Origin of the sequence: Streptomyces sp. NPDC127114 (genome assembly GCF_042677525.1) — a bacterium.
GTDB lineage: Bacteria > Actinomycetota > Actinomycetes > Streptomycetales > Streptomycetaceae > Streptomyces.
Window position 1 is genome coordinate 121,472 of record NZ_JBHXTJ010000020.1, and the last position, 19,833, is coordinate 141,304.

Consider the following 19,833-nt stretch of genomic DNA (forward strand, 5'->3'; position numbering starts at 1 on the left):
GACCGACAACAGCGGCACCCAGGTGCCGCGGAGCAACGAGGAGAACGTGATGTCAGCCGAAGCAGCCGTCGGCACTCAGGCGGAGAACGGGCCGCCGGCCGACCGCGCCCGGGCATGGACCCTGGCGCTGGCCTCGGTCGCGATGTTCATGCTGATGCTCGACGTGACCGTGGTCAACGTCGCGCTGCAGGACCTGCGGACCTCGCTCGGGGCGGACTTCTCCGACCTGCAGTGGGTGATCGACTCGTACACCCTGACGCTGGCGGCCTTCCTCCTGACCGGCGGCTCGCTCGCCGACCGGCTCGGCCGCAAGCGGGTCTTCAACGCGGGCCTGGTCCTCTTCACGCTGTCCTCGCTGGCCGCGGGCCTGGCGCAGAGCGTCCTCGCGCTCAACGTCGCCCGTGGCGTCCAGGGCGTCGGTGCCGCGGTCCTCTTCTCCGTCGGGCCCGCCCTGATCGGCAACGAGTACCGCGGCGCCGACCGGGGCAAGGCGTTCGGCCTCTTCGGCGGCATCGCCGGTCTCGCCCTCGCCTTCGGACCGCTGGTCGGCGGCTTCCTCACCGACGCCTTCAGCTGGCGCTGGATCTTCCTGATCAACGTGCCGATCGGGGCCGTGGCCCTGATCGTGGGCGCCCTGCGGCTGCGGGAGTCGCGGGAACCGGCCGCGCACGGCATCGACTGGCTCGGCATGCTGAGCTTCGGCATCGGTCTCACCCTGCTGGTGCTCGGCTTCCTGCGGGGAGAGTCCTCCGGCTGGACCAGCGCGCCCATCCTCGGGGCGTTCGCGGCCGGCGTCGTCCTGCTCGTGCTCTTCGTCGTCATTGAGAAGGTCCGCGGCGAACGGGCCATGTTCGACCTCTCCCTGATGCGCACGCCCACCTTCGCCGGAGTGTGCCTGGCCACGCTGCTGTCCAACGCGACCAGCCTCGCCGCGGTCTTCCTCCAGATCTCCTACGTGCAGAACGTCCTGGGCTACTCGCCCTGGGAGACCGGTCTGCGCTTCATGCCGATGATGCTCACCCTCTTCGTCGTCGCCGGTGTCACCGGAGGCCTGCTCGCCAAGGTGGCGCCCGGCGTGCTGATCGGTCTGTCCATCGGCTTCATCGCGGCCGGCATGGGCCTGATGGTGCTCGTCGGCCCCGACGACTCCTGGACGGCGATGCTGCCCAGCATGATCGTCACGGGCATCGGCATGGGTCTGTTCAACCCGCCGCGTGCGGCGGTCACCATCGGCGTGGTGCGGCCCGAGAAGGCCGGCATGGCCTCCGGCATGGGCGAGACCTTCCAGCAGGTCGGCGTCGCGGTCGGCGTCGCCGCCTTCGGCGCGCTCTTCCACCACAAGGTGGTCGACGACTTCGCCTCCTCGGCCGCGGGCACGGCGCTGGGCGGCACGGCCGAGGCGGTGGGGCAGCAGGTCGCCACCGGCGGCACCTCGGGACTGGCGGACACCGTGTCCGCGTCCGTCCTCGACCAGGTGACGGCGGCGGCCCGCTCCGTCTTCGTCGACTCCCTCGCCGACGTCATGGTCGTCTGCGCCGCGGTGGCGGCCGTGGGCGCGGCCATCGCCTTCTTCACCATCCGCAGCCGTGACCTCCACGAGAGCGCGCGGAGCGAGGCCGTGGCGCCGAGCCCGGCGAAGGCGACCGCCTGACCGAGGCGTTCACACGCAGCACCCGTAGGACCGGCGAGAGGAAGTGGGGCGAATCCCTATGCAGCAGACCGTGAAGGTGGTCGGGATCGGGGGTTCGCCCCGGCCGGACTCGACAGCCGAGCGGGCCCTTCGCGCCGTCCTGGCCGAAGCGGAACGACAGGGGGCGGAGGTGTCGTTGATCGGCGGCGCGGAGCTCGTGATGCCGCTCTACGACCCGCGCGACGAGCTCCGCTCGGCGCGGGCGCTCCGACTGGTGTCCGAGATAGCCGGCGCGGACGGTCTCGTCCTCGCCAGCCCCGCCTACCACGGGAGCATCTCGGGACTCGTGAAGAACGCCCTCGACCATGTCGAGGAGCTGCGCGAGGACCCCCGCCCGTACTTCAGCGGGCGGGCCGTCGGCAGCGTCGCCGTCGCCCAGGGCTGGCAGGGCGGTGTGTCCACGCTCGCCGCACTCCGCGACGTGACCCACGCCCTGCGCGGCTGGCCCACCCCGCTCGGCGTCGTGGTGAACACCGAGACGACCCGCTTCGGCCCCGACGGCGAGTGCGGGGACCCGCGCGTGCGGGGCCAGCTGGCGACCATGGCCGCGCAGGTCGTGGACTTCGCCCGGATGAACCTCCGCGCGCCGGCGGCGCGGGAGGCCGCCGGCGTGGAGGTCCTGGCGCCGGCGGGGAAGTGAGGACGCCCGTGGTGACCCGCCTGGCCACCCGGCCGACCAGGCGTCCGCTGGCACACGGAGCCGTGACCTGCCCCCGGCCCGTGCCGGGGGCGGCGCTGCGGCTGTTCCTGTTCCACCACGCCGGCGGCTCGCACCTCCTCTACAAGGACTGGGAGCACGAGTTCCCGGGCGACTGGGAGGTCTGTCTCCTCGACGCCCCCGGCCGGGGACGCCTGAGCGGCGCTCCCCTGATCGACGACAGCGACGAGCTGGTGGCCTTCTTCGCCGGGGAGCTCCTGCCGTGGACGGACCGGCCGTTCGCCTTCTTCGGGCACAGCATGGGCGCCCTGGTCGCCTACGAACTGACGCGCCGGCTGACGGCCGACGGACGCCCGCTGCCCGTGTGGCTGGGCCTGTCCGCCTGCGGCGCGCCCCAGGCCGCTCGCGACCCGGGGCAGCCGAGCGCGCGCCACCTGCTCACCGACGGCGAGCTGAGGGACTGGCTCCGCTCGGTCGGCGGCACACCTGACGCGGTGCTCGACGAGGACGCGACGTGGCGCCACTTCGGTCCGGTGTTCCGCAGCGACTTCGCCCTCGTCGACACCTGGCGGCCGACGGCCGGCGCCGCACCGCTGCCGACCGCGGTCTCCGCGTTCGGCGGTGCGGACGACCCCGTGGTCGGGCGGGAGCGCCTGGCCGCCTGGGCGGGCCGTACGGAACGCTTCCTGGGCCTGAACATGTTCGACGGCGGCCACTTCTACCTCGCGGACCACCGCCGGCCGCTCACCCGGCGCATCACCGCCGCGGTCGCCGCGGCGCGCCGCACGACGCGGGGCCACCTCGCATGACCCCGGCCGAGGCCTTCGTCTGGACGGTGCCGCTGCCCGCCGAGGCGTCGGCGAGCGACCTCGCCCTGCTCGACGACGCCGAACGCGCCAGGGCCGACCGCTACATACGGGACCGGGACAGGGCCTCCTTCGTGGCCGGTCGGGCCGCCCTGCGGCGCGTGCTGGCGGAGCACCTGGGCGTCGGACCCACCGCGATCGTCTGGGGGCGCGGTCCCTGCCCGGGATGCGGCAGCGACCGCCACGGGCCCCCGCGGATCGTCGAACCGCCGGCGTCCCCGGCCTTCAGCTTCTCCCGCTCCGGGCCGTGCGCGCTGGTGGCCGTGTCGCCGTCCGGGCCGGTGGGCGTGGACGTCGAGGCGCTGCGCCCGCTCGACGTCCGGGAGACGGCCGGCCAGTGCCTCTCCCCGACGGAGGCGGCGTACGTCCTCGGACGTGCGCCGGGGGAGCGGCTGAGAGCCTTCCACCGCGCCTGGGTCCGCAAGGAGGCGGTGACCAAGGCGGTCGGCGTCGGCATCGCGACGGACCTGAGGGCCGTCGACGTCAGCCCCGACCGCCCCGGGACCGTCGAGGTCCGCTGCGACGCCGGAACGGGACCGAGCTCCTGGACCGTGACGGACCTCGACGTCGGTACGGAAGCGGTCGCCGCGCTGGCCCTTCCGGGAACGACGGGACAGCCCGCGATCCATGCGCGATGCTGGGGAACGCTTGAAAGCAGGAAAGGAATCAGATGAAATTCGTCGCCTTATCCGGGAGCCTGCGGGCCAGGTCGCTCAACACCGCGGTGGTGCGCACGGTCGCCGACCTGTGTCTGCCACCGGTCTCGATGACGGTCTACGAGGGCCTGGGGGAGCTGCCGTTCTTCAACCAGGACGTGGAGAGCGAGTGCCCGCCGCCCGAGGTCATGGCCTTCCGCGCGCTGCTCGCGTCCGCCGACGCGGTGCTCATCTCCAGCCCGGAGTACGCGCACGGCACCTCGGGCGTCCTGAAGAACGGCCTGGAGTGGGTGGTCGGCGGCGGAGAACTCGTGGACAAGCCCGTCGCCGTCGTCACCGCGTCGCCGTCGATGACCGGCGGGGACAGGGCCCAGGCCTGGGTCAGGGAGACCCTGGAGGTGATGGGCGCGAAGGTCCTCCCGGAATCGCTCCCCATCCCGCTCGCGGGTGCCAAGATCGCCGACGGGCGGGTCCACGACGAGGCGACCCTGGGCGCCCTGAAGGACGTGCTCGCGGCGATGGCCCGGGCGGCGAAGGAGCAGGGCTCCGAGGCGTGAGCCCGCGGCCCCTGAACGCACCGGTCTCCCCGGTGCGTTCAGGGGCCGCGGCGTGTCAGCGCTTGCCGATGTCCCGGAGCGGCAGTCCCCCGCTCTCGAGGACCACCTTGGAGAAGGCGCCGGTCAGCTCCGTGAGCCGCCGGGTGCCCTCCGCCCCCAGGTGCGCGTAGGGCGCCAGGTCCAGGCGGTCGGTCTCGGCCTCGACGGCACGGCGCAGCTCCGCCCCCTGGCCGGTCAGCTCGCCTTCGGCGTCGAGGATCCCGCGTTCCACCAGCCGCTGCCGGGCCGCCGCCCACTCGTCCGGCGACCAGCCCCGCGCGGACTGCAGGTATCCGGGCCGCCAGTTCGTCCCGGTGGCGGTGTGGGACACCAGGGCCTCGAGGCCGTCGAGACCGGCCGCCGTGAGCGCCACGACGTGTCCGTCGCCGCGGTGTTCGCGCAGCAGTGTCGCGGCGTGCCACAGGGCCAGGTGAGGCGCCTCGGGCACCGGCAGGTCGGCGTTGGCCGAGTACAGGGGCCGGCCGGGCCGGCGGCACCCTTCGGCTGCCCGGAGAGCCAGCCCGGCGGCCTCCGCCATCTCGGGGGACGTCAGCGCCTCGCGCCCGAGGAGCCGGGTGAGGTACGCGTCCGTGATCCGCAGCCGGGTCTCCAGGACGGCTGCGGGGGAGGTGATGTCCCACGCGCGGGGAAGGTGCCGCGCGACGAGGTCCGGGTGGAAGTTGTAGAAGGCCGCGGTGACCACGCCGGAGCCGACCGCCCCGAAAGGCGCGGCACGCCCGGCCAGATAGGCCATGGGACCGGCCTCCAAGCCGAGTCCGGCGAAGGCCTCGTCGTGCTCGGGCGAGAAGTAGTACGCCGCGTGGATGGGATGGTGGGCGTTGTAGCAGCGCCGTGCTTCGCGCGGGGATATCGCCGTCATGGCACACACGCTACGTGGCGGAGCCGTCGCCCGGCTCGCAGGGCCTGTCCGTCGGGTCACGGCCGGGGTCCGCGGCGCCTGGGTCGCCTGCCCGGAGCCCGCCGCCGGCCGCCGTGCTCCGAACGCCCTTACCTGGTCGTGCCCTTGGCGCGGTCACGGTCCGGTGCTGCTCGGTCGCACGAGCAGGAGGATCCCGAGGGCTTCGGCCGAGCGCGCCGCGCGCAGGCGCCACCGGGTGCCGCGGTCCAGCCGAACTCGCCGCCTGAGTTCGGGAGTTGTACGCGCAAGGGCTTGACGGGCATCGGTTGCCTCCATAACTTCACACCTTGAAAAAAGCCTTGTCGTGTCGCGGGACGCACGGCGGTCCGGGCGTGCCGGACCGTCGTGGCGGCATGGCACCCTCCATCCGAAAGGCTGTCAGGTGCACTACAAGTCTTGGTTTCCCGCGCCCCGCGGCAGGCGGCGCCCCCGCCGCCTCGCCACCCTGCTCACCGGCGCCCTCCTCGCCGGCGGCCTGGTCGCGACCGGATCCGGCGCCGCCCAGGCCGCCGGCGAGCGGGTCGACGTGTGGCTGACCACCACCTCCGACTCGGGAGGCCGCGCCGTCACACGCGGGCTCGCCCCCCAGACACCGATCGCCTTCGGCCCCGCCGGCGGCAGCGCGAACCACACCGTCACCGTGGACGAGGCCACCACCTACCAGCAGTTCGAGGGCGGCGGCGCCTCCATCACCGACACCACCGCCCACCTCCTGCGCGGCGGGGCCGTCAGCGCCGCCACCCGCGACCAGGTCATGCGCCGGCTGTTCTCGCCGACCGAGGGCATCGGGCTCTCCTTCGTCCGCAACCCGATCGGCGCCTCCGACCTGTCCCGGCCCGGCAACGTCTCCCTCGACGACACGTGCTGCGACCTCTCCGACTTCGGGACCAACGGCTACGACACGAACGTGCGCCTGCTGACCGCCCAGGCCAAGCAGCTCAACCCGGCCCTCCGGGTCAAGGGCGTGCCGTGGAGCGCCCCGGGATGGATGAAGGACAACGGCCGGATGGACCAGATGGGCTGGCTGAAGTGGGAGTACTACCCGCTCTACGCCCAGTACCTGGTGAAGTACGTCCAGAGCTACCAGGCGGCCGGGATCAAGGTCGACTACCTGTCCGTCCAGAACGAGCCGAACTGCTGCCAGGCCGGCAACCCCACCGCCATGAACTACCCCGGCATGAGCTGGAACCCCTCCGGCCTGGTCGAGTTCACCAAGAACCACGTCTACCCGGCCTTCCGCGCCGCCGGCCTCACCACCAAGGTCCTGGTGCACGACTGGAACTACGGCGACTACGCGAACTTCGGCGCGGCCGTGCTCGGCGACGCCGGCGTGCGCGACGACCCCCTCTTCGGCGGGATCGCCTGGCACGGCTACTTCGGCGACCCGGCCGTCGGCAGCCAGGTCCACGCCCAGTACCCGTCCGTGCGGCAGTTCAGCACCGAGCACTCCGGCGGCACCTGGATCACGAACCAGCACGACGAGGACCTGAAGGACATCGTCACCTACGCCCGCAACTGGAGCAGCAGCCTGGTGAAGTGGAGCCTGGCCCTCAACCAGGACATGGGTCCGCACAACGGCGGCTGCGGCACCTGCACCGGACTGATCACCGTCCAGGAGGGCGGCGCGCGCGCCGGGCAGGTCGACTACACGATCGAGTACTACACGACCGGCCACCTCACGAAGTTCGTCCGGCCCGGCGCGTACCGGATCGCCTCGACCGACGACCCCGCCCTGCCCAACGTCGCCTGGCGCAACCCGGACGGATCCAAGGCGCTCATCGCCCACAACGGCGGCACCTCCGCCCGGTCCGTCCGGGTCGACTGGGGCGGCCAGTCCTTCACGTACACCCTGCCCGCCCGCACCACCGCGACCTTCACCTGGGCGGGCACGCCCGGCGGCACCGCCCCCACCGGACCGCTGACGGGTCTGGCCGGCAAGTGCCTCGACGTGGCCGGCGCGGCCACCGCGGACGGCACCCCGGTCCAGCTCTACACCTGCAACGGGACCACCGCGCAGCGCTGGACGCTCGCCGCCGACGGCAGCGTCCGGGCCCTCGGCAAGTGCCTCGACGCCACCGGAGGCGGCACCGCCGACGGCACCAAGGTGCAGCTCTACACCTGCAACGGAACCGGCGCACAACGCTGGTCGTACAACCCCACGACGCACGACGTCGTCAACACGGCCGCCGACAAGTGCCTGGACGTCACGGGCAACTCGTCGGCCGACGGCACACGCGCCCAGATCTGGACCTGCACGGGCGGCGCCAACCAGAAGTGGACCCACCAGCCGTCCTGACGGGGGAGGGGCGGGGAGCGGCCGGCCCTGCCCGACGCGCGCGTCCTGACGAGCACCCACCAGCCGTCCGACCGGGACGCAGGCCGGGACACGCACCTCGTGTCCCGGCCCTCCTGCCGCCGGGTTCCTCAGGCGGGCATGTTCTGCTCCGCCCAGACGACCTTGCCGGTCGCGGTACGGCAGGAACCCCAGCGGCGGCAGAGCATGTTGACGAGCTGGAGGCCCCGGCCGCCCTCGTCGCTGACGTCCGCGTGCTGGATCTGGGGCAGGTCGGGGCCGGTGTCCGAGACCTCCACGACGAGACGGTCGCCCCGCAGCAGGCGCAGCGCACCGGGCCCGTTGCCGTAGCGCAGCGCGTTGCCGACGAGCTCCGAGACGACGAGTTCGCACACGTCGGCCAGTTCCCCGAGCTGCCACGCGGCGAGCTGCTCCTTGACCAGGTGCCGTGCCGCCGACGCGGCGCGCCCGTCCTGGGGCAGCTGCCATACGCGCAGGTCGTCCCGGCTCTCCAGGGTGCTCGTCGCGGCGAGGACCACGGCCTCGTCGAAGCGGTCCGCGCCGGCCGGCGCGCGCTCCACGAGTCCGCCTCCTTCGAGGGCCTCCGGGGCGAGGTCGCGCGCCGCCGCGCGCAGGAGCTCCAGCTGGTCGCTCAGGTCGGCCTGCCGGGACTTCACGAGCCCGTCCGTGTACAGGACCAGACCGCCGCCCTCCGGCACGGTCAGCCGCACCGGGTCGTACGGGATGACTCCCGCTCCGAGCGGCGCGCCGATCGGCACGTCGACGAAACCGGCCGAGCCCCGTCCGTCGAGGAGCAGCGGGGGCAGGTGCCCGGCGAGGGCCAGCGTGCAGCTGGAGTCCGCCGGATCGAAGACCGCGCAGAGGAACGTGGCGACCTGCTCGTCCTCCAGGTCGCGGGTGGCCAGGTCGAGCCGGGCCAGCACGCGCTCCGGAGCCATGTCCAGGGTCATCAGGGTCCGGGCGACCGCCCGGAGGCGTCCCATGGTGGCCGCCGCCGGCAGTCCGTGGCCCATGACGTCTCCGACCATGAGGGCCGTCCGCCCTCCGGGCAGGGCCATCACGTCGTACCAGTCGCCGCCCGCCCCGTGATGGGTCGCCGTGGGTGCGTACTCGGCGTGCACGCGCAGGCCGTGCGTCACCGGGGTCGCGCGCGGCAGCAGGGTGCGCTGCAACGAGACCACGCGCTCGCGCTCGCGCCCGTACAGCCGGGCGTTGTCGAGGAACACGGCGGCCTGGGAGGCCAGTTGCTCCGCCAGCGCCAGGTCCGTGCGGGTGAACGGCGGCGAGCCGGGGCCCCGTACGAAGTCGGCCGAACCGAGCAGCAGCCCACGGGCGATGAGCGGCACCGCCAGATAGCTGTGGACCCCGGCGGCCCGCATCTTCGCCGCGGCGCTCTCGGTCGGCGCGACCTTGGAGTAGTCGTCGTCGCGCATGCGGCTCACGAGCACGGGTCTGCCCTGCCGCAGGCAGTAGTGGTGCAGCAACGTCTCGTGATGCCACTCGTCGCGGACGAAGGTCTCGCCGACGGGAGTCGGCTCGAGCGACGACAGCTCCTCGACGGCGGAGATCGCGGTGGCCCGCATCGGAGGGATCCCCGTACCGGTCCACCGCGCGCCCTCGTCGCCCCGCAGGACGCTCTCCAGGATGTCCACCGCCGCGCCGTCGGCGAACTCGGGAACGGTGAACCGGGTCAGCTCCTCGGCGGTGCGCTCCAGATCCAGGGTCGTGCCGATGGACGAGGCGGCGGAATTCAGCCAGGCGAGCCGCCCGCGCGTCGTGAGCCTGTCGAGGGGAACCTCTCCGCCGACGCCCCTGCCGAGCCGCCCGCGGGCCCCGGCCAGGCGGCGTGCCGCGCCGCTTCGCGTGGACGAGGCGCGCCTGGTCAGGCGCCGTCGCCCGTTGCCGCCGTGCACTCGTTCGGCCTCCAGACAGGAACTCGACACCACATGATGCACAGCATGCACCGGAACAGGTCCCCGCGCACCGGTCACACGGAATCGAATCCGCCGCCGGCCGTGGTCACGGCCTGATCGCGGGTGGTGTCGCCCGCCGCGTCAGGCCGTCAGGTCCCGTCGGCGGCGCCGGTCGCCTTCGTGTGACGGAACAGCGTCAGGGCCGCCAGGGCGACCACCGCCGCGCAACTCAGGACCGCCAGGGACTGTGCCCAGACGAACCGGGAGCCGAGACTGCCCTGCAGCACGTCGACCGTGCGGGCGCCGGCGAGGACGTGGACCGCGAGCAGTCCGACGGTGCCCGCCGCCGTGGCGGCCCAGGCGGTCGCGCTGTCCCGCGCGGCCAGCCAGGCGGCCGCCACCAGGCAGAACAGGGTGACCACGACCGACAGCAGGGAGGCGTTGGCACCGGAGCGCAGGCCTTCCACATCGGTCGGCAGGTGGATCAGGCCGCACGCGAACAGGGCGGCCGCGGCCGGCCAGCGCAGCGGCGACCGCAGCGCCGGAGAGGACGTGTGACTGCCCGGGCCCGCCGCCAGGGCGTGGTCCAGCGGCGACCGCGCCGACGTCCTCGGACCGCGCGACGGCTTCGGGGGGCGTTCTGCCCCGGATGCGGCCGCGGCCGCGGGCCGCGCGTCCTCCAGGGTCGGCCGTGTCGGGTCCTCGCCACCGCCGACGGCCCGCCAGCTGCTGCTGTCGGCGCCGATGATGTTCACGAGGGCGACGATGTCCTCGATCGGCCTGCCCACGGCTGCGGCGCGCAGCGTGGTCTCGGCCTGGTGGAGGTCGTACCCCGCCTCGTTGAGCAGGACGACCAGCTGCCGCACCTCTTCGAGCGGACGGGACACGGCGGCGGCCCGCAGGGCCAGGTCGGCGGGTCGCGACAGCTCGCCGGACTCGTTGAGCCGGGCGACGAGCGCGGCGACCTCGGGCACCGGCCGCTCGGTCGCCGCCGTCCACAGGAGCGTGCGGATCGCCTCCTCGCCGTCCTCGTCCGGGTCCTGGGCCTGGTCCTGCTCCTGGTCCGGTTCCGGGGCGTCGGACTCCGGAGCGGGAGCAGGAGCGGCCGGGTGCGCGGCTTCGGTCTGCGCGGCTTCGGCCTGCGCGGCTTCGGCCTGCGCGGCTTCGGCCTGCGCCGCCTCGGGCAGCGGCGCTTCGGGCAGCGCCGCCTCGGGCTGGGGCGCTTCGCCGTGCGCGGCCACGGCCCCGGCAGGCTCGCCCTGGGCGGCCACGGGCTCCGCAGGAGCGGCCGGGTGCGCGGCTTCGGCATGCGCCGCTTCCCGCTGCGGTGCTTCGCCGTGCGCGGCCACAGACTCCGCAGGCTCGGCCTGCGGGGTCACGATCTCCGCAGGCTGGGGATGCGCGGCCTCGAGCCTCGCCACCTCGGGCTGCGCGGCGAAGGGCTGCGCGGCGTCGGACTTCACGGCGTCGGGTGCCGCCGCCTCGAGCTGCGCGGGTTCGGACTTCGCGGCCTCGGGTTCCGGAGCGAGGGGCTCCACGGCGTCGGGCTCCGGAGAGGTGTCCCGGGCCCCCGTGCCGTCGTCGTCCGCCGTTGTGATGTCAAAGGGTTCGGGGGTCATGACAGGGGTGCTCCGATCGCGGACACCTGGTGAGGCGTCCACCGTGGCTGGATCAAGAACGCGCCGACAAGCGCGTTCTGAACACCACTAGGAGGCAGCGGCCGAGGCTGCGCCATCCGGGAACGGCCTCGCTGAGCCGTCGGAGCGAAAAGACCCCCGGAACTGACTACGTTGCGTGACCCGGGCAGGTCCGCGGGGGCGCCGCCACCCCGGCCTCCCGTACGGAGCGATCGCCCGCTGTCTGATCGAAACTCGATCATTCGACAAAGGTGCATTGACTCGATCATCTGCCAGCCCTAACTTCTGGCGACACCAGACCGCCAGAAGGGTGTCGCGTCATGACCATCGGGCCATTCGCAGGCCGGCGGGCGACGGGCCGGGGGCTCCTCGCCCTGGCCCTCGCCCTCACCGGCACCGTCGCTCTCGCGGAGACCTCCGCCTCCGCTGCGGCCTCCGTCTCCGCTTCGGCCGCCGCCTCGGCCTCGCCCTCGGCCGAGTCCGTGGGCGGCACGACCTACGTGGACTGCTCCCGCCCGGTGGCGGGTGACGGCAGCCAGGCATCGCCGTTCCACAGCATCGCCCAGGCCAACGGCAGGACGTACGCCCCGGGCGACACCCTCGCCTTCGCGTCCGGCACCACGTGCACCGGCTCGCTCGCCCCGCGCGGCAGCGGCACCGCCACCGCACCCATCACCCTCACCGCGTACGGGACCGGCGCGCTGCCCGTGCTCGACGGCAACGGCGCGGCCGACGTCGTCTCCCTGACCAACCAGGACCACTGGCGGATCAGCGACCTCAGGCTGACCAACCCGGCCTCCTCCCTCGCCCGCCGTACCGGACTGCGGATCTCCGCCACCGACGGCACGGCGCACCGCGGGTTCGACGTCGGACACCTCGTCGTCGACCGGGTGGCCGGACAGACGAACAAGACGAGCCCGACCACGGAGGACTTCGTGCAGTCCGCCGGCATCGTCACCGGGGCGAGCGGCACCAACTCCACGCTCAACGACGTGCACGTCCACCACAACCAGATCAGCAACACGGGCGGCGGCGGCCTCAAGATCCGCGTCGGAGCCATGGCGGTCAAGGGTTCGGGAGTGCTGGTCGAGCACAACGTCGTCAAGGACGTCGGCGGTGACGGCATCATCGTCAGCTACGCCGACGCGCCGATGATCCAGTACAACAACGCCTCGGGGGTCGGCAACGGCGTCTACCCGTTCTCCGGCGGCAACTTCGCCGGCATCTGGGTGCTCGGCGACCGCGATCCGACCATCCAGAAGAACGCCGTGTACGGCATCACGCGGATGTCGGTCGCAGACAGCCAGGCCTTCGACTGCGACTGGGGCAACACCGGCACCTGCACGATCCAGTACAACTTCAGCCGCGACAACATCGGCGGCTTCTTCCTCGACTGCGACGGCTGCGGAACGATCGGCGGCGCCAGGCAGGTCATCCGCTACAACATCTCCGAGAACGACTGCCGCATGAGCAGCGTCACCGCGGGCCGTTCGGCACTGCACATGTACAACAACGTCTTCTACTGCACGGACCGGAGACTCGACATCACGCTCCCCGAGGAGAGCGTCGTGGAGAACAACATCTGGGTGGGCACCGCCGATTCCCGGCTGCCCACCGGCGCCGGCATCCGGTGGCTGTGGAACGTCTTCCAGGGCGTACCGCGTCCGACGGCCAACGGCATCGTCGGCGACCCGCGGTTCGTGAGCCCCGGCACCGGCGGCGACACCATCCACTCGGTCGACGGCTACAAGCTGCGCGCCACGTCACCGGCCCTGAACAACGGCTCCGTGATCAGCGGCAACGGCGGCCGGGACTACTGGGCGAACCCGGTCTCCACGACGACGAAACCCCACCGCGGCGCATACAACGGCCCGGGGCTCTGAGGCCTGTCCGGTCCTGGGTCCCGCTGCGGCCTGGCCTACCCGCCCGGCGAGCCGTTCCTTGCCGACGCATGCCCTCGACCGCGCCGGACACGACGGTCAGTCCGGCAGGCAGGCCCGGAACCTGCGCAGGAGTTCGCGGGCGGCCGGGCTCTGGGCGTCGAAGGTCTGTCGCCTCTGCTCGGCGGTGACGTCCGGTCCCCAGACGCGCGCGCCGTGACAGCGGAAGCAGAAGGCGATCTCGAAGAGCTGGTCGGTGGCGCTGTGAGCCCGGATTCCCCAGCCCGGCAGGAAGCAGCGGTACAGCTCGTCGCCCGGCAGGTCGGTGATCAGGTCCAGCGCCTCCCGGATCTCGTCCCCGGCCCAGATCGCGACGGTGTCACCGCTCAGGTCCCCGGACGTCAGGTGCCGGACAGGATCGGTGATGCGGACGACCTCGATCAGCTCGGGTCTCGCAGAGGTGAGGGGCAGGAGCATGCCGCCAGATTCGCCGATCGCGCGCACCGCCGGCCAGAGGTGGCGGCGGAATCCTTCGAACCCGTCGCCAGGGCGCGCGTCCACACTGTGGGGGAACGCGTGGAGGATCCGTGAACGCGCGGTGATCGGGCGTTGATCGGCCGTAGAGCCCTCCCGTGTTCCATCGGCGTCAGGGGGAAAACGGCCCGACGGTCACCACCGGTCGTGCCGCCCCCGGCGTGCCGTACGGCGCCCGGGCCCCCGTCCCCGGTAGTTGGCCAACCCACGAAAGGTGGACGAGGCATGGACGGTGTGCGGCCGCAGCAGTCGACGGCGGGCTTCGGAGAGCTGCTCAGGATCTGGCGCGAGCGGATCGGCCTGACCCAGCAGGTCCTCGCCGATCTCGCCACCCTGAGCGTCCGGGCGATCCGGGACATGGAGAGCGGACGGGTGCAGCGCCCCCGGCAGGAGACGGTCCGTCTGCTCGCCGACGCCCTGCGGCTGGAAGGCTCCAACAGGTCCGTCTTCGAGGCGGCGGCGCGCCGGCACGCGCTCGCCGAGGAGCCGCGCGACGAGCCGACCGCGCCGCCGGTCGCCCGTGGCGCGATCGTCGGCCGGGAGCTGGAGGTCGAGGTGCTCGCCGACGCCCTCGCCGTCCACGGCGACCGGCTGATCACGGTGGCCGGCCTCGGCGGGGCCGGCAAGACCCGGCTGGTCCTGGAGGTCGCGAGACGCCTCCACCTCGCGTCCCGCTGGTCCGTGCGCTGGATCGACTGCGACCGGCTCCCCGTCGCCGGACTCGTCCGCCGCGCGGACCTCGCACGCGCGATCGCGGACCTCCCCGGAGTGATCGGCGAGCGGCCCACCCTGCTGGTCCTGGACGGCGCCGACGCCGGTGTGGACGCGGCCCTCCTCGACGAACTGTTCCTGCGCTGCCCCGGCCTGCGCGTCCTCATCACGGCCAGGGTCGCGCAGCCGCTGCCCGGCGGCCAGGTGATCCCGCTCGCACCGCTGCCCACGCCCGGGCCGGAACTCGACCACGACCCGGTGGCCCTCGCCGAGGTGGGAGCCGTCCGGCTGCTGCTCTCCCACCTGCGCCGGCTGCGCCCCGGCTACCGCCTGGAGGTCGACGAGGCCCCCGCCGTCGCCGCGCTCTGCCGTCAGCTCGACGGACTGCCAGGGGCCTTGGAGCTGGTGGCCGGCTGGTCGACGGTGCTCTCCCCGCGCCAGCTCGTCGCACGACTCGCGGACGGCCCGTTCCATCTGGCGCCGCCGCCGGCCGGGTACGGCGGCAGGGCGGACGTCGGCGCGGCACTCGGGGCCGCCCTGGACCGGCTGACGCTGGGCCAGCGTGACCTGCTGGAGCGGCTCGCGGCCGAACCGGGGGACTGGTCGGGCGAGGACGCCGCCGAACTGAGCGGCCGACCGCCGCACGAGTGCCTGGCCGCGATGCACGAACTCCTCGCCAACGGGCTGATCCGCAGCGTCCCGGCCCGCGACGGGGTCCGCTTCACCGTGCTCAACCTCTTCCGGCGGTTCTGCGCCGGGACCGGCGCACACGTGCCGCACGCGCGCCTCGAACTGGCGACGGCGAGCTGAGCCCCCGGCCGGCGACCGGGACCGGGCTGCGCCCTCGCCGGTCGATACTGCCCGCATCCTGCCGGGCGAGCTGCCGGTCCGCCGCCCGTGACCTCCCTAGCGTTCTGTCCACGGGAGGGACGGCCGGACCGCCGGACACCCGGAGGGCCCGCCACTCCCCGGGACTCCCACCACCTACCGACACAGAGGTTTGCGCCGTGGAGCAGCATGCCGTGGAGCAGCACGGAAAGGCCGAGCCGGCCGTTCTGGACGTCGTCGTGACGACCATGGCCTCGGACTCGCACACCTGGAACCTGGTCTTCCTCCAGCTGCTGCTCGAGGAGCTGGGGCACCGGGTCACCAACCTGGGCGCGTGCGTACCGGACGAGCTGCTGGTCGCCGAGTGCCGCCGGATCGAGCCCGACCTGATCGTGCTGAGCAGCGTCAACGGACACGGTTTCCACGACGGGCTGCGACTGATCGCCGCACTGCGCGCCTGTCCCGAGCTGGCCGGTACGGCGACCGTGATCGGCGGGAAGCTCGGGATCGCGGGCCCCGGCGACCCCGCCCGGCAGCGGGAGCTGCTGGCGGCGGGCTTCGACGGCGTCTTCGAGGAAGGCGGCTCGGTCGTCGAGTTCCGGTCCTTCGTCGACGCCCTGCCCGGCGGGACCGACTCGCTGGCCGCGAGGACCGACTCCCTGCCCGCCGGGACCGACTCGCTGCCCAGCGAATCGTGCCTGCCGCCTGCCAGGACCGACTCCCTGGCCGCCGGATCGTGCCTGCCGCCCGCCGGGACCGGTTCCCCGGCCCCCGGTTCCGGCCTGCCGCCCGCCGAGGTACGCGCCGTGTCCGCCGGTGCCGGGGCACTCCTGTGACCGGCCCCGAAGCCGGCGTCGCCCGCCCTGGCTTCGGCGACTTCGTCGCCCGCGCCCGGGCGGCCGGTGACCTGGTGGTCCAGCCCAGGATGGGCATGGCCGACCCGCTGCGGATGCGCGACGGCCTCGTCGCCACCCGGTACGCGGACGCCGTCACCGTCGGCACCCTCACGCTCGACAGCTACACCCGCACCGGCGACCTCGCGGCCGCCCGTCGCGCGCTCGCCGAGGGCGTGGGCCTCAACGGCTACCCGATCGCCACCCACTGCGCGGACACCACCCGCGCCGTGCTGCAAGGCGTCGCGGACGCCCGCTTCCCGGTGCAGGTCCGGCACGGCTCGGCGATGCCGGAGCACATCGTCCGCGCCCTCCTCGCGGCCGGCCTGGACGCCACCGAGGGCGGCCCCGTCTCGTACTGCCTGCCCTACAGCCGCACGCCGCTGCGCGAGGCGGTCGCCCACTGGCGGCGCAGCTGCGAACTCCTCGCCTCCGCAGTGGAGTTCGGCGCACGGCCGCACCTGGAGACCTTCGGCGGCTGCCTCATGGGCCAGCTGTGCCCGCCGAGCCTGCTGATCGCGGTGAGCGTGCTGGAGGCGCTGTTCTTCCGGCAGCACGGGCTGCGCGGCATCTCGCTCAGTTACGCCCAGCAGGCCGACGCGCGCCAGGACGAGGAGGCGCTCTCGGTGCTCGGGCGACTGGCCGGCGAACTGTTGCCGGACGTCGACCACCACGTCGTCCTCTACGCCTACATGGGCGTCTTCCCGCGCACGCCCGGCGGGGCCCGGCTGCTCCTCGAGGACGCCGCCCGGCTGGCGGTGCGGGCCGGCGCGGCCCGGCTGATCGTCAAGACCACCGCCGAGGCACACCGGATCCCGACCGTGGAGGAGAACGTCCGGGCCCTGGAGACGGCCGCCGCGGCCGCCGCCGCGGAGCGCGCCCGCCTGCCGCGTTCCCCGCACGGCCTCGCCGGTCCGAACGCCGGGGACACCGGCATCGAGGCCGAGGCCCGCGCGCTCATCGGCGCCGTGCTCGACCTCGACGCCGACATCGGCCGGGCGCTGGTACGCGCCTTCGCCGCCGGCTACCTCGACGTCCCCTACTGCCTGCACCCCGACAACGCCGGCCGGGCCCGCAGCTCGCTCGGGCCCGACGGCCGGCTGCACTGGTCCGGCGTCGGATCGATGCCGATCGCCGGCCTGGCGGACGGCGGTCCGCGTCCGGCGATCCTCGGCTCGGCGGGACTGCTCTCCGCGCTCTCCCACGTCCAGCGGACGTACGACGCCCGCGCCACCGAACGGCTGCCCACCGCCGGGCGCGGGAATCCGCTGCCCGCCGCCGCACGGGAGAGCCCGCCGCGGATCGCCCCGCGGCTCCCGGTCCCCGCCGCCCCGCCCCTCTCCGGCGCTTCCGCCGCACCCCGTACCCCTGCCCCGTACGACGTCCACGCCACGACGAGAGTTGGGACTCACCACGCCATGACCACCGACGGGCCCAGCGCCCCCGCACCGATCCCGGACCCCGGCCGCCATCTGACCGCCCCGGCCACCCGCAGCGCGCTCCGGATCCAGCACCGACTCCTGGCCGCCGCCCGCGGGTTCCTGTGCGAGCAGGGCTTCACCGAGCTGCTTCCGCCGGTGATCGGCCCCGTCACCGACCCCGGCTCGCGCGGTTCCAAGCAGGTCGACGTCGACTTCTACGGCCACCGCTACAAGCTGATGACGAGCGCCATCCTCTACAAGCAGGCCTCGCTGCTCGCCTTCGACAAGATCTTCTGCGTCGCTCCCAACGTCCGCCTGGAGCCGCTGGAGACCGCGGGCACCAGTCGCCACCTGGCCGAGTTCCACCAGCTCGACGTGGAGATGGCGGGTGCGAGCCGGGACGACGCCGTCCGGCTGGTCGAGGAGCTGGTCGTGCACATGGTGGAGAGCGTGGTCCGAGAGCTTCCGAAGGACTTCGCCGAACTCGGCCGCGACGTCGGCGCGTTCACCGAGCTCCTCAAGGGTTCCTTCGGCCGGATGCGGCACGCCGAGGCGGTGGCCGAACTCCAGGAGCTCGGCCACCCGCAGAGCCCGGACGCCGAACTCGACTGGACCGGTGAGGCCCTGCTCTCCGCACAGCGGGACCGGCCGTTCTTCGTCACCGACTACCCGAAGGGATCACGCGGCTTCTACGACAGGGAGCACCCCGAACAGCCCGGACTGCTGCGGAACTTCGACCTGATCGCCGCCGAGGGATACGGCGAGCTGTGCAGCGGGAGCCAGCGCACCAACGACTACGCGGAGATCGTCACCCGGATGCGGGAGACCGGCGAGAACCCGCAGAAGTACCGCTGGTACCTGGACCTCGTCCGCGAGGGCGTGCCCGGCAGCGCCGGCTTCGGCATCGGCGTGGAGCGGCTGACCCGCTACGTCGCCGGTCTCGACGCCGTCTGGCAGGCCAGCGCCTTCCCGAAGCTGGCCGGGGTGGTGTCGCCGTGAGCGACCTCTCGGCGCCCGGATTCCCGGAGGAGGAGGTCCGGCAGCGGGCCCGCGCCGGAGCGGCGGCGGCCTTCCCGCCGCCCGGCGAGTACGGCCGTGTCCTGTTCGGCGCCGACCGGGCCGACCGGTACCCGGACGGCGGGCGGGACCCGCTCGACGCGATGCGGATCACCCCGCCCGTCTTCATGCCGCAGCGGCTCGCTCGGCTGATCGACCTCGGCCGCGAGCCCGACTACCGCGACGTCGAACTGACCACCGGCGTCGGCGGTTTCACCTCCGCGCTGCCGGTGTACGTGTCCGCGCTCGGCTCCACCCGGGCCGCCGGCGGCGACCTCGGCCTCGCCCTCAGCCGTCAGGCGGGAGCACTCGGCCTGCCCATGGTGATCGGGGAGAACGTCGTCCCGGTGAACGGCTACGGCCGGCTCGGCGAGGCCGCCGACCGGGCGCTCCTCGGCCGCCTCCGCGCGTACGCGGAGGAGCTCCCCGAGGGACGGGGCGGCGTCGCCGTCCAGCAGTCCACGGAGGACGCCGACGCCGAGGTCTGGAACCTCGTCTACAGCGACCCGGCGGCGCTGCCGCTGCTCGAATCCGGAAGGCTCGCCTTCGAGTTGAAGACCGGGCAGGGCGCCAAGCCGGGCCTCGGCGGGATGACCGTCCTGGACGGCGAGGTCGCCGGCCGGCTCGGCGACCGCTACGGCATCGACGACGTCTTCGGCGACGGCCGGGTGCTGCGCTCCAGCACTCCCGGCACGTTCACGGCGGAGATCCTGCGCCAGCAGATCCGGCTGATGCGCAACAACTTCCCCCGCGCCCGGGTGTGGGTGAAGCTGCACCCCGGCCGGGACGTCGCCGAGGCCGCCCGGGTCGCCGCCGAGGCGGGCGCGGACGCCGTCACGGTCGACGGCGCCGAAGGCGGCACCGGATGGGCCCCGGGAGCGTTCCCGGCCCAGGTCGGCCTGCCGCTGGCGGAATGCCTGCGGCGCCTCGCCGCGGCGGGGCCGCCGCCCTGCCTGCTGGTCTCCGGGCGCATCTGGGAGGGCGGCCGGGCGGTGAAGAGCCTGGCGCTCGGTGCCCGCGCGGTGGGCCTGGGCCGGGCGGCGCTCCTCGCCACCGCCGAGGACCCGGAGGCCGGACTCGTCCGGTTCACGGAATGCCTTGCGCTCGAACTCCGGATGCTGATCAGCGCGCTCGGGAAATACACGCCGGCCGCGCTCGACCGGGACGACGTCTGGTCCCCTGAATTCTCCGGAATTTCCGTCCGGGGATCGTCTCTGAATTTCTGACGAATTTCGTTCGCCGTAGCCCGCCCGGGCGCCCT

General features: G+C 73.5%; 14 protein-coding genes and 1 pseudogene. 11 read left to right on the forward strand and 4 right to left on the reverse strand.

Annotated elements, in window-relative coordinates:
* Positions 1-49 precede the first annotated feature (49 nt).
* From ACFVGS_RS21280 to ACFVGS_RS21300, 5 genes are read left to right on the forward strand one after another with little or no spacing between them, the layout of a single operon-like run.
* A complete protein-coding gene (locus ACFVGS_RS21280) occupies positions 50-1,651 on the forward strand; it encodes an MFS transporter (RefSeq protein ID WP_384413013.1) in 1,602 nt (533 codons plus the stop codon).
* A gap of 58 nt (positions 1,652-1,709) precedes the next feature.
* Positions 1,710-2,330, forward strand: a complete 621-nt coding sequence (locus tag ACFVGS_RS21285; RefSeq protein ID WP_384413016.1) for an NADPH-dependent FMN reductase — start codon at positions 1,710-1,712, stop codon at positions 2,328-2,330.
* 11 nt (positions 2,331-2,341) lie between these two features.
* Positions 2,342-3,157, forward strand: a complete 816-nt coding sequence (locus ACFVGS_RS21290; RefSeq protein ID WP_385693344.1) for a thioesterase II family protein — start codon at positions 2,342-2,344, stop codon at positions 3,155-3,157.
* Complete coding sequence (locus tag ACFVGS_RS21295; RefSeq protein ID WP_385693345.1) at positions 3,154-3,888, forward strand: 4'-phosphopantetheinyl transferase family protein; 735 nt, start codon at positions 3,154-3,156, stop codon at positions 3,886-3,888. Before ACFVGS_RS21290 ends, ACFVGS_RS21295 begins: the two co-directional genes overlap by 4 nt.
* Positions 3,885-4,427: an NADPH-dependent FMN reductase gene (locus ACFVGS_RS21300; RefSeq protein ID WP_384413024.1), complete on the forward strand. Its 543-nt coding sequence runs from the start codon at positions 3,885-3,887 to the stop codon at positions 4,425-4,427. The genes ACFVGS_RS21295 and ACFVGS_RS21300 overlap by 4 nt, the downstream gene beginning before the upstream one ends.
* 55 nt (positions 4,428-4,482) lie before the next feature.
* Here the strand turns inward: ACFVGS_RS21300 and ACFVGS_RS21305 are convergent, their stop codons facing one another.
* Complete coding sequence (locus ACFVGS_RS21305) at positions 4,483-5,346, reverse strand: hypothetical protein (RefSeq protein ID WP_384423654.1); 864 nt, start codon at positions 5,344-5,346, stop codon at positions 4,483-4,485.
* A 421-nt stretch (positions 5,347-5,767) separates the two neighbouring features.
* Between ACFVGS_RS21305 and ACFVGS_RS21310 the strand changes: the two genes are divergently transcribed.
* Complete coding sequence (locus ACFVGS_RS21310) at positions 5,768-7,681, forward strand: ricin-type beta-trefoil lectin domain protein (protein WP_385693346.1); 1,914 nt, start codon at positions 5,768-5,770, stop codon at positions 7,679-7,681.
* A gap of 128 nt (positions 7,682-7,809) precedes the next feature.
* Here ACFVGS_RS21310 and ACFVGS_RS21315 read toward each other — a convergent pair whose 3' ends face one another.
* Together ACFVGS_RS21315 and ACFVGS_RS21320 are read right to left on the reverse strand one after the other, a co-directional pair.
* Complete coding sequence (locus tag ACFVGS_RS21315; protein ID WP_385693359.1) at positions 7,810-9,612, reverse strand: SpoIIE family protein phosphatase; 1,803 nt, start codon at positions 9,610-9,612, stop codon at positions 7,810-7,812.
* 149 nt (positions 9,613-9,761) lie between these two features.
* Positions 9,762-11,231, reverse strand: a complete 1,470-nt coding sequence (locus ACFVGS_RS21320; protein ID WP_385693347.1) for a hypothetical protein — start codon at positions 11,229-11,231, stop codon at positions 9,762-9,764.
* A gap of 338 nt (positions 11,232-11,569) precedes the next feature.
* On the opposite strand from ACFVGS_RS21320, the gene ACFVGS_RS21325 reads away from it, so the two are divergent.
* Entirely contained in the window at positions 11,570-13,132 is a 1,563-nt protein-coding gene (locus ACFVGS_RS21325) for a right-handed parallel beta-helix repeat-containing protein (RefSeq protein ID WP_385693348.1), read from the forward strand.
* 96 nt (positions 13,133-13,228) lie between these two features.
* On the opposite strand, the gene ACFVGS_RS21330 is transcribed toward ACFVGS_RS21325, so the two are convergent.
* Positions 13,229-13,606 (reverse strand): hypothetical protein, encoded by a 378-nt coding sequence (locus ACFVGS_RS21330; protein ID WP_385693349.1) that lies wholly within the window; start codon positions 13,604-13,606, stop codon positions 13,229-13,231.
* A 282-nt stretch (positions 13,607-13,888) separates the two neighbouring features.
* On the opposite strand from ACFVGS_RS21330, the gene ACFVGS_RS21335 reads away from it, so the two are divergent.
* The 4 genes and pseudogenes from ACFVGS_RS21335 (at position 13,889) to ACFVGS_RS21350 (ending at position 19,798) form a co-directional block, all read left to right on the forward strand.
* Positions 13,889-15,184 (forward strand): helix-turn-helix domain-containing protein, encoded by a 1,296-nt coding sequence (locus ACFVGS_RS21335; RefSeq protein WP_385693350.1) that lies wholly within the window; start codon positions 13,889-13,891, stop codon positions 15,182-15,184.
* A 197-nt stretch (positions 15,185-15,381) separates the two neighbouring features.
* Positions 15,382-15,843: pseudogene (locus ACFVGS_RS21340) on the forward strand (cobalamin B12-binding domain-containing protein); the annotation flags it as partial.
* A 191-nt stretch (positions 15,844-16,034) separates the two neighbouring features.
* Entirely contained in the window at positions 16,035-18,515 is a 2,481-nt protein-coding gene (locus tag ACFVGS_RS21345; RefSeq protein WP_385693351.1) for an amino acid--tRNA ligase-related protein, read from the forward strand.
* Entirely contained in the window at positions 18,512-19,798 is a 1,287-nt protein-coding gene (locus ACFVGS_RS21350) for a glutamate synthase-related protein (RefSeq protein ID WP_385693352.1), read from the forward strand. Before ACFVGS_RS21345 ends, ACFVGS_RS21350 begins: the two co-directional genes overlap by 4 nt.
* The last annotated feature ends 35 nt before the right edge of the window (positions 19,799-19,833 follow it).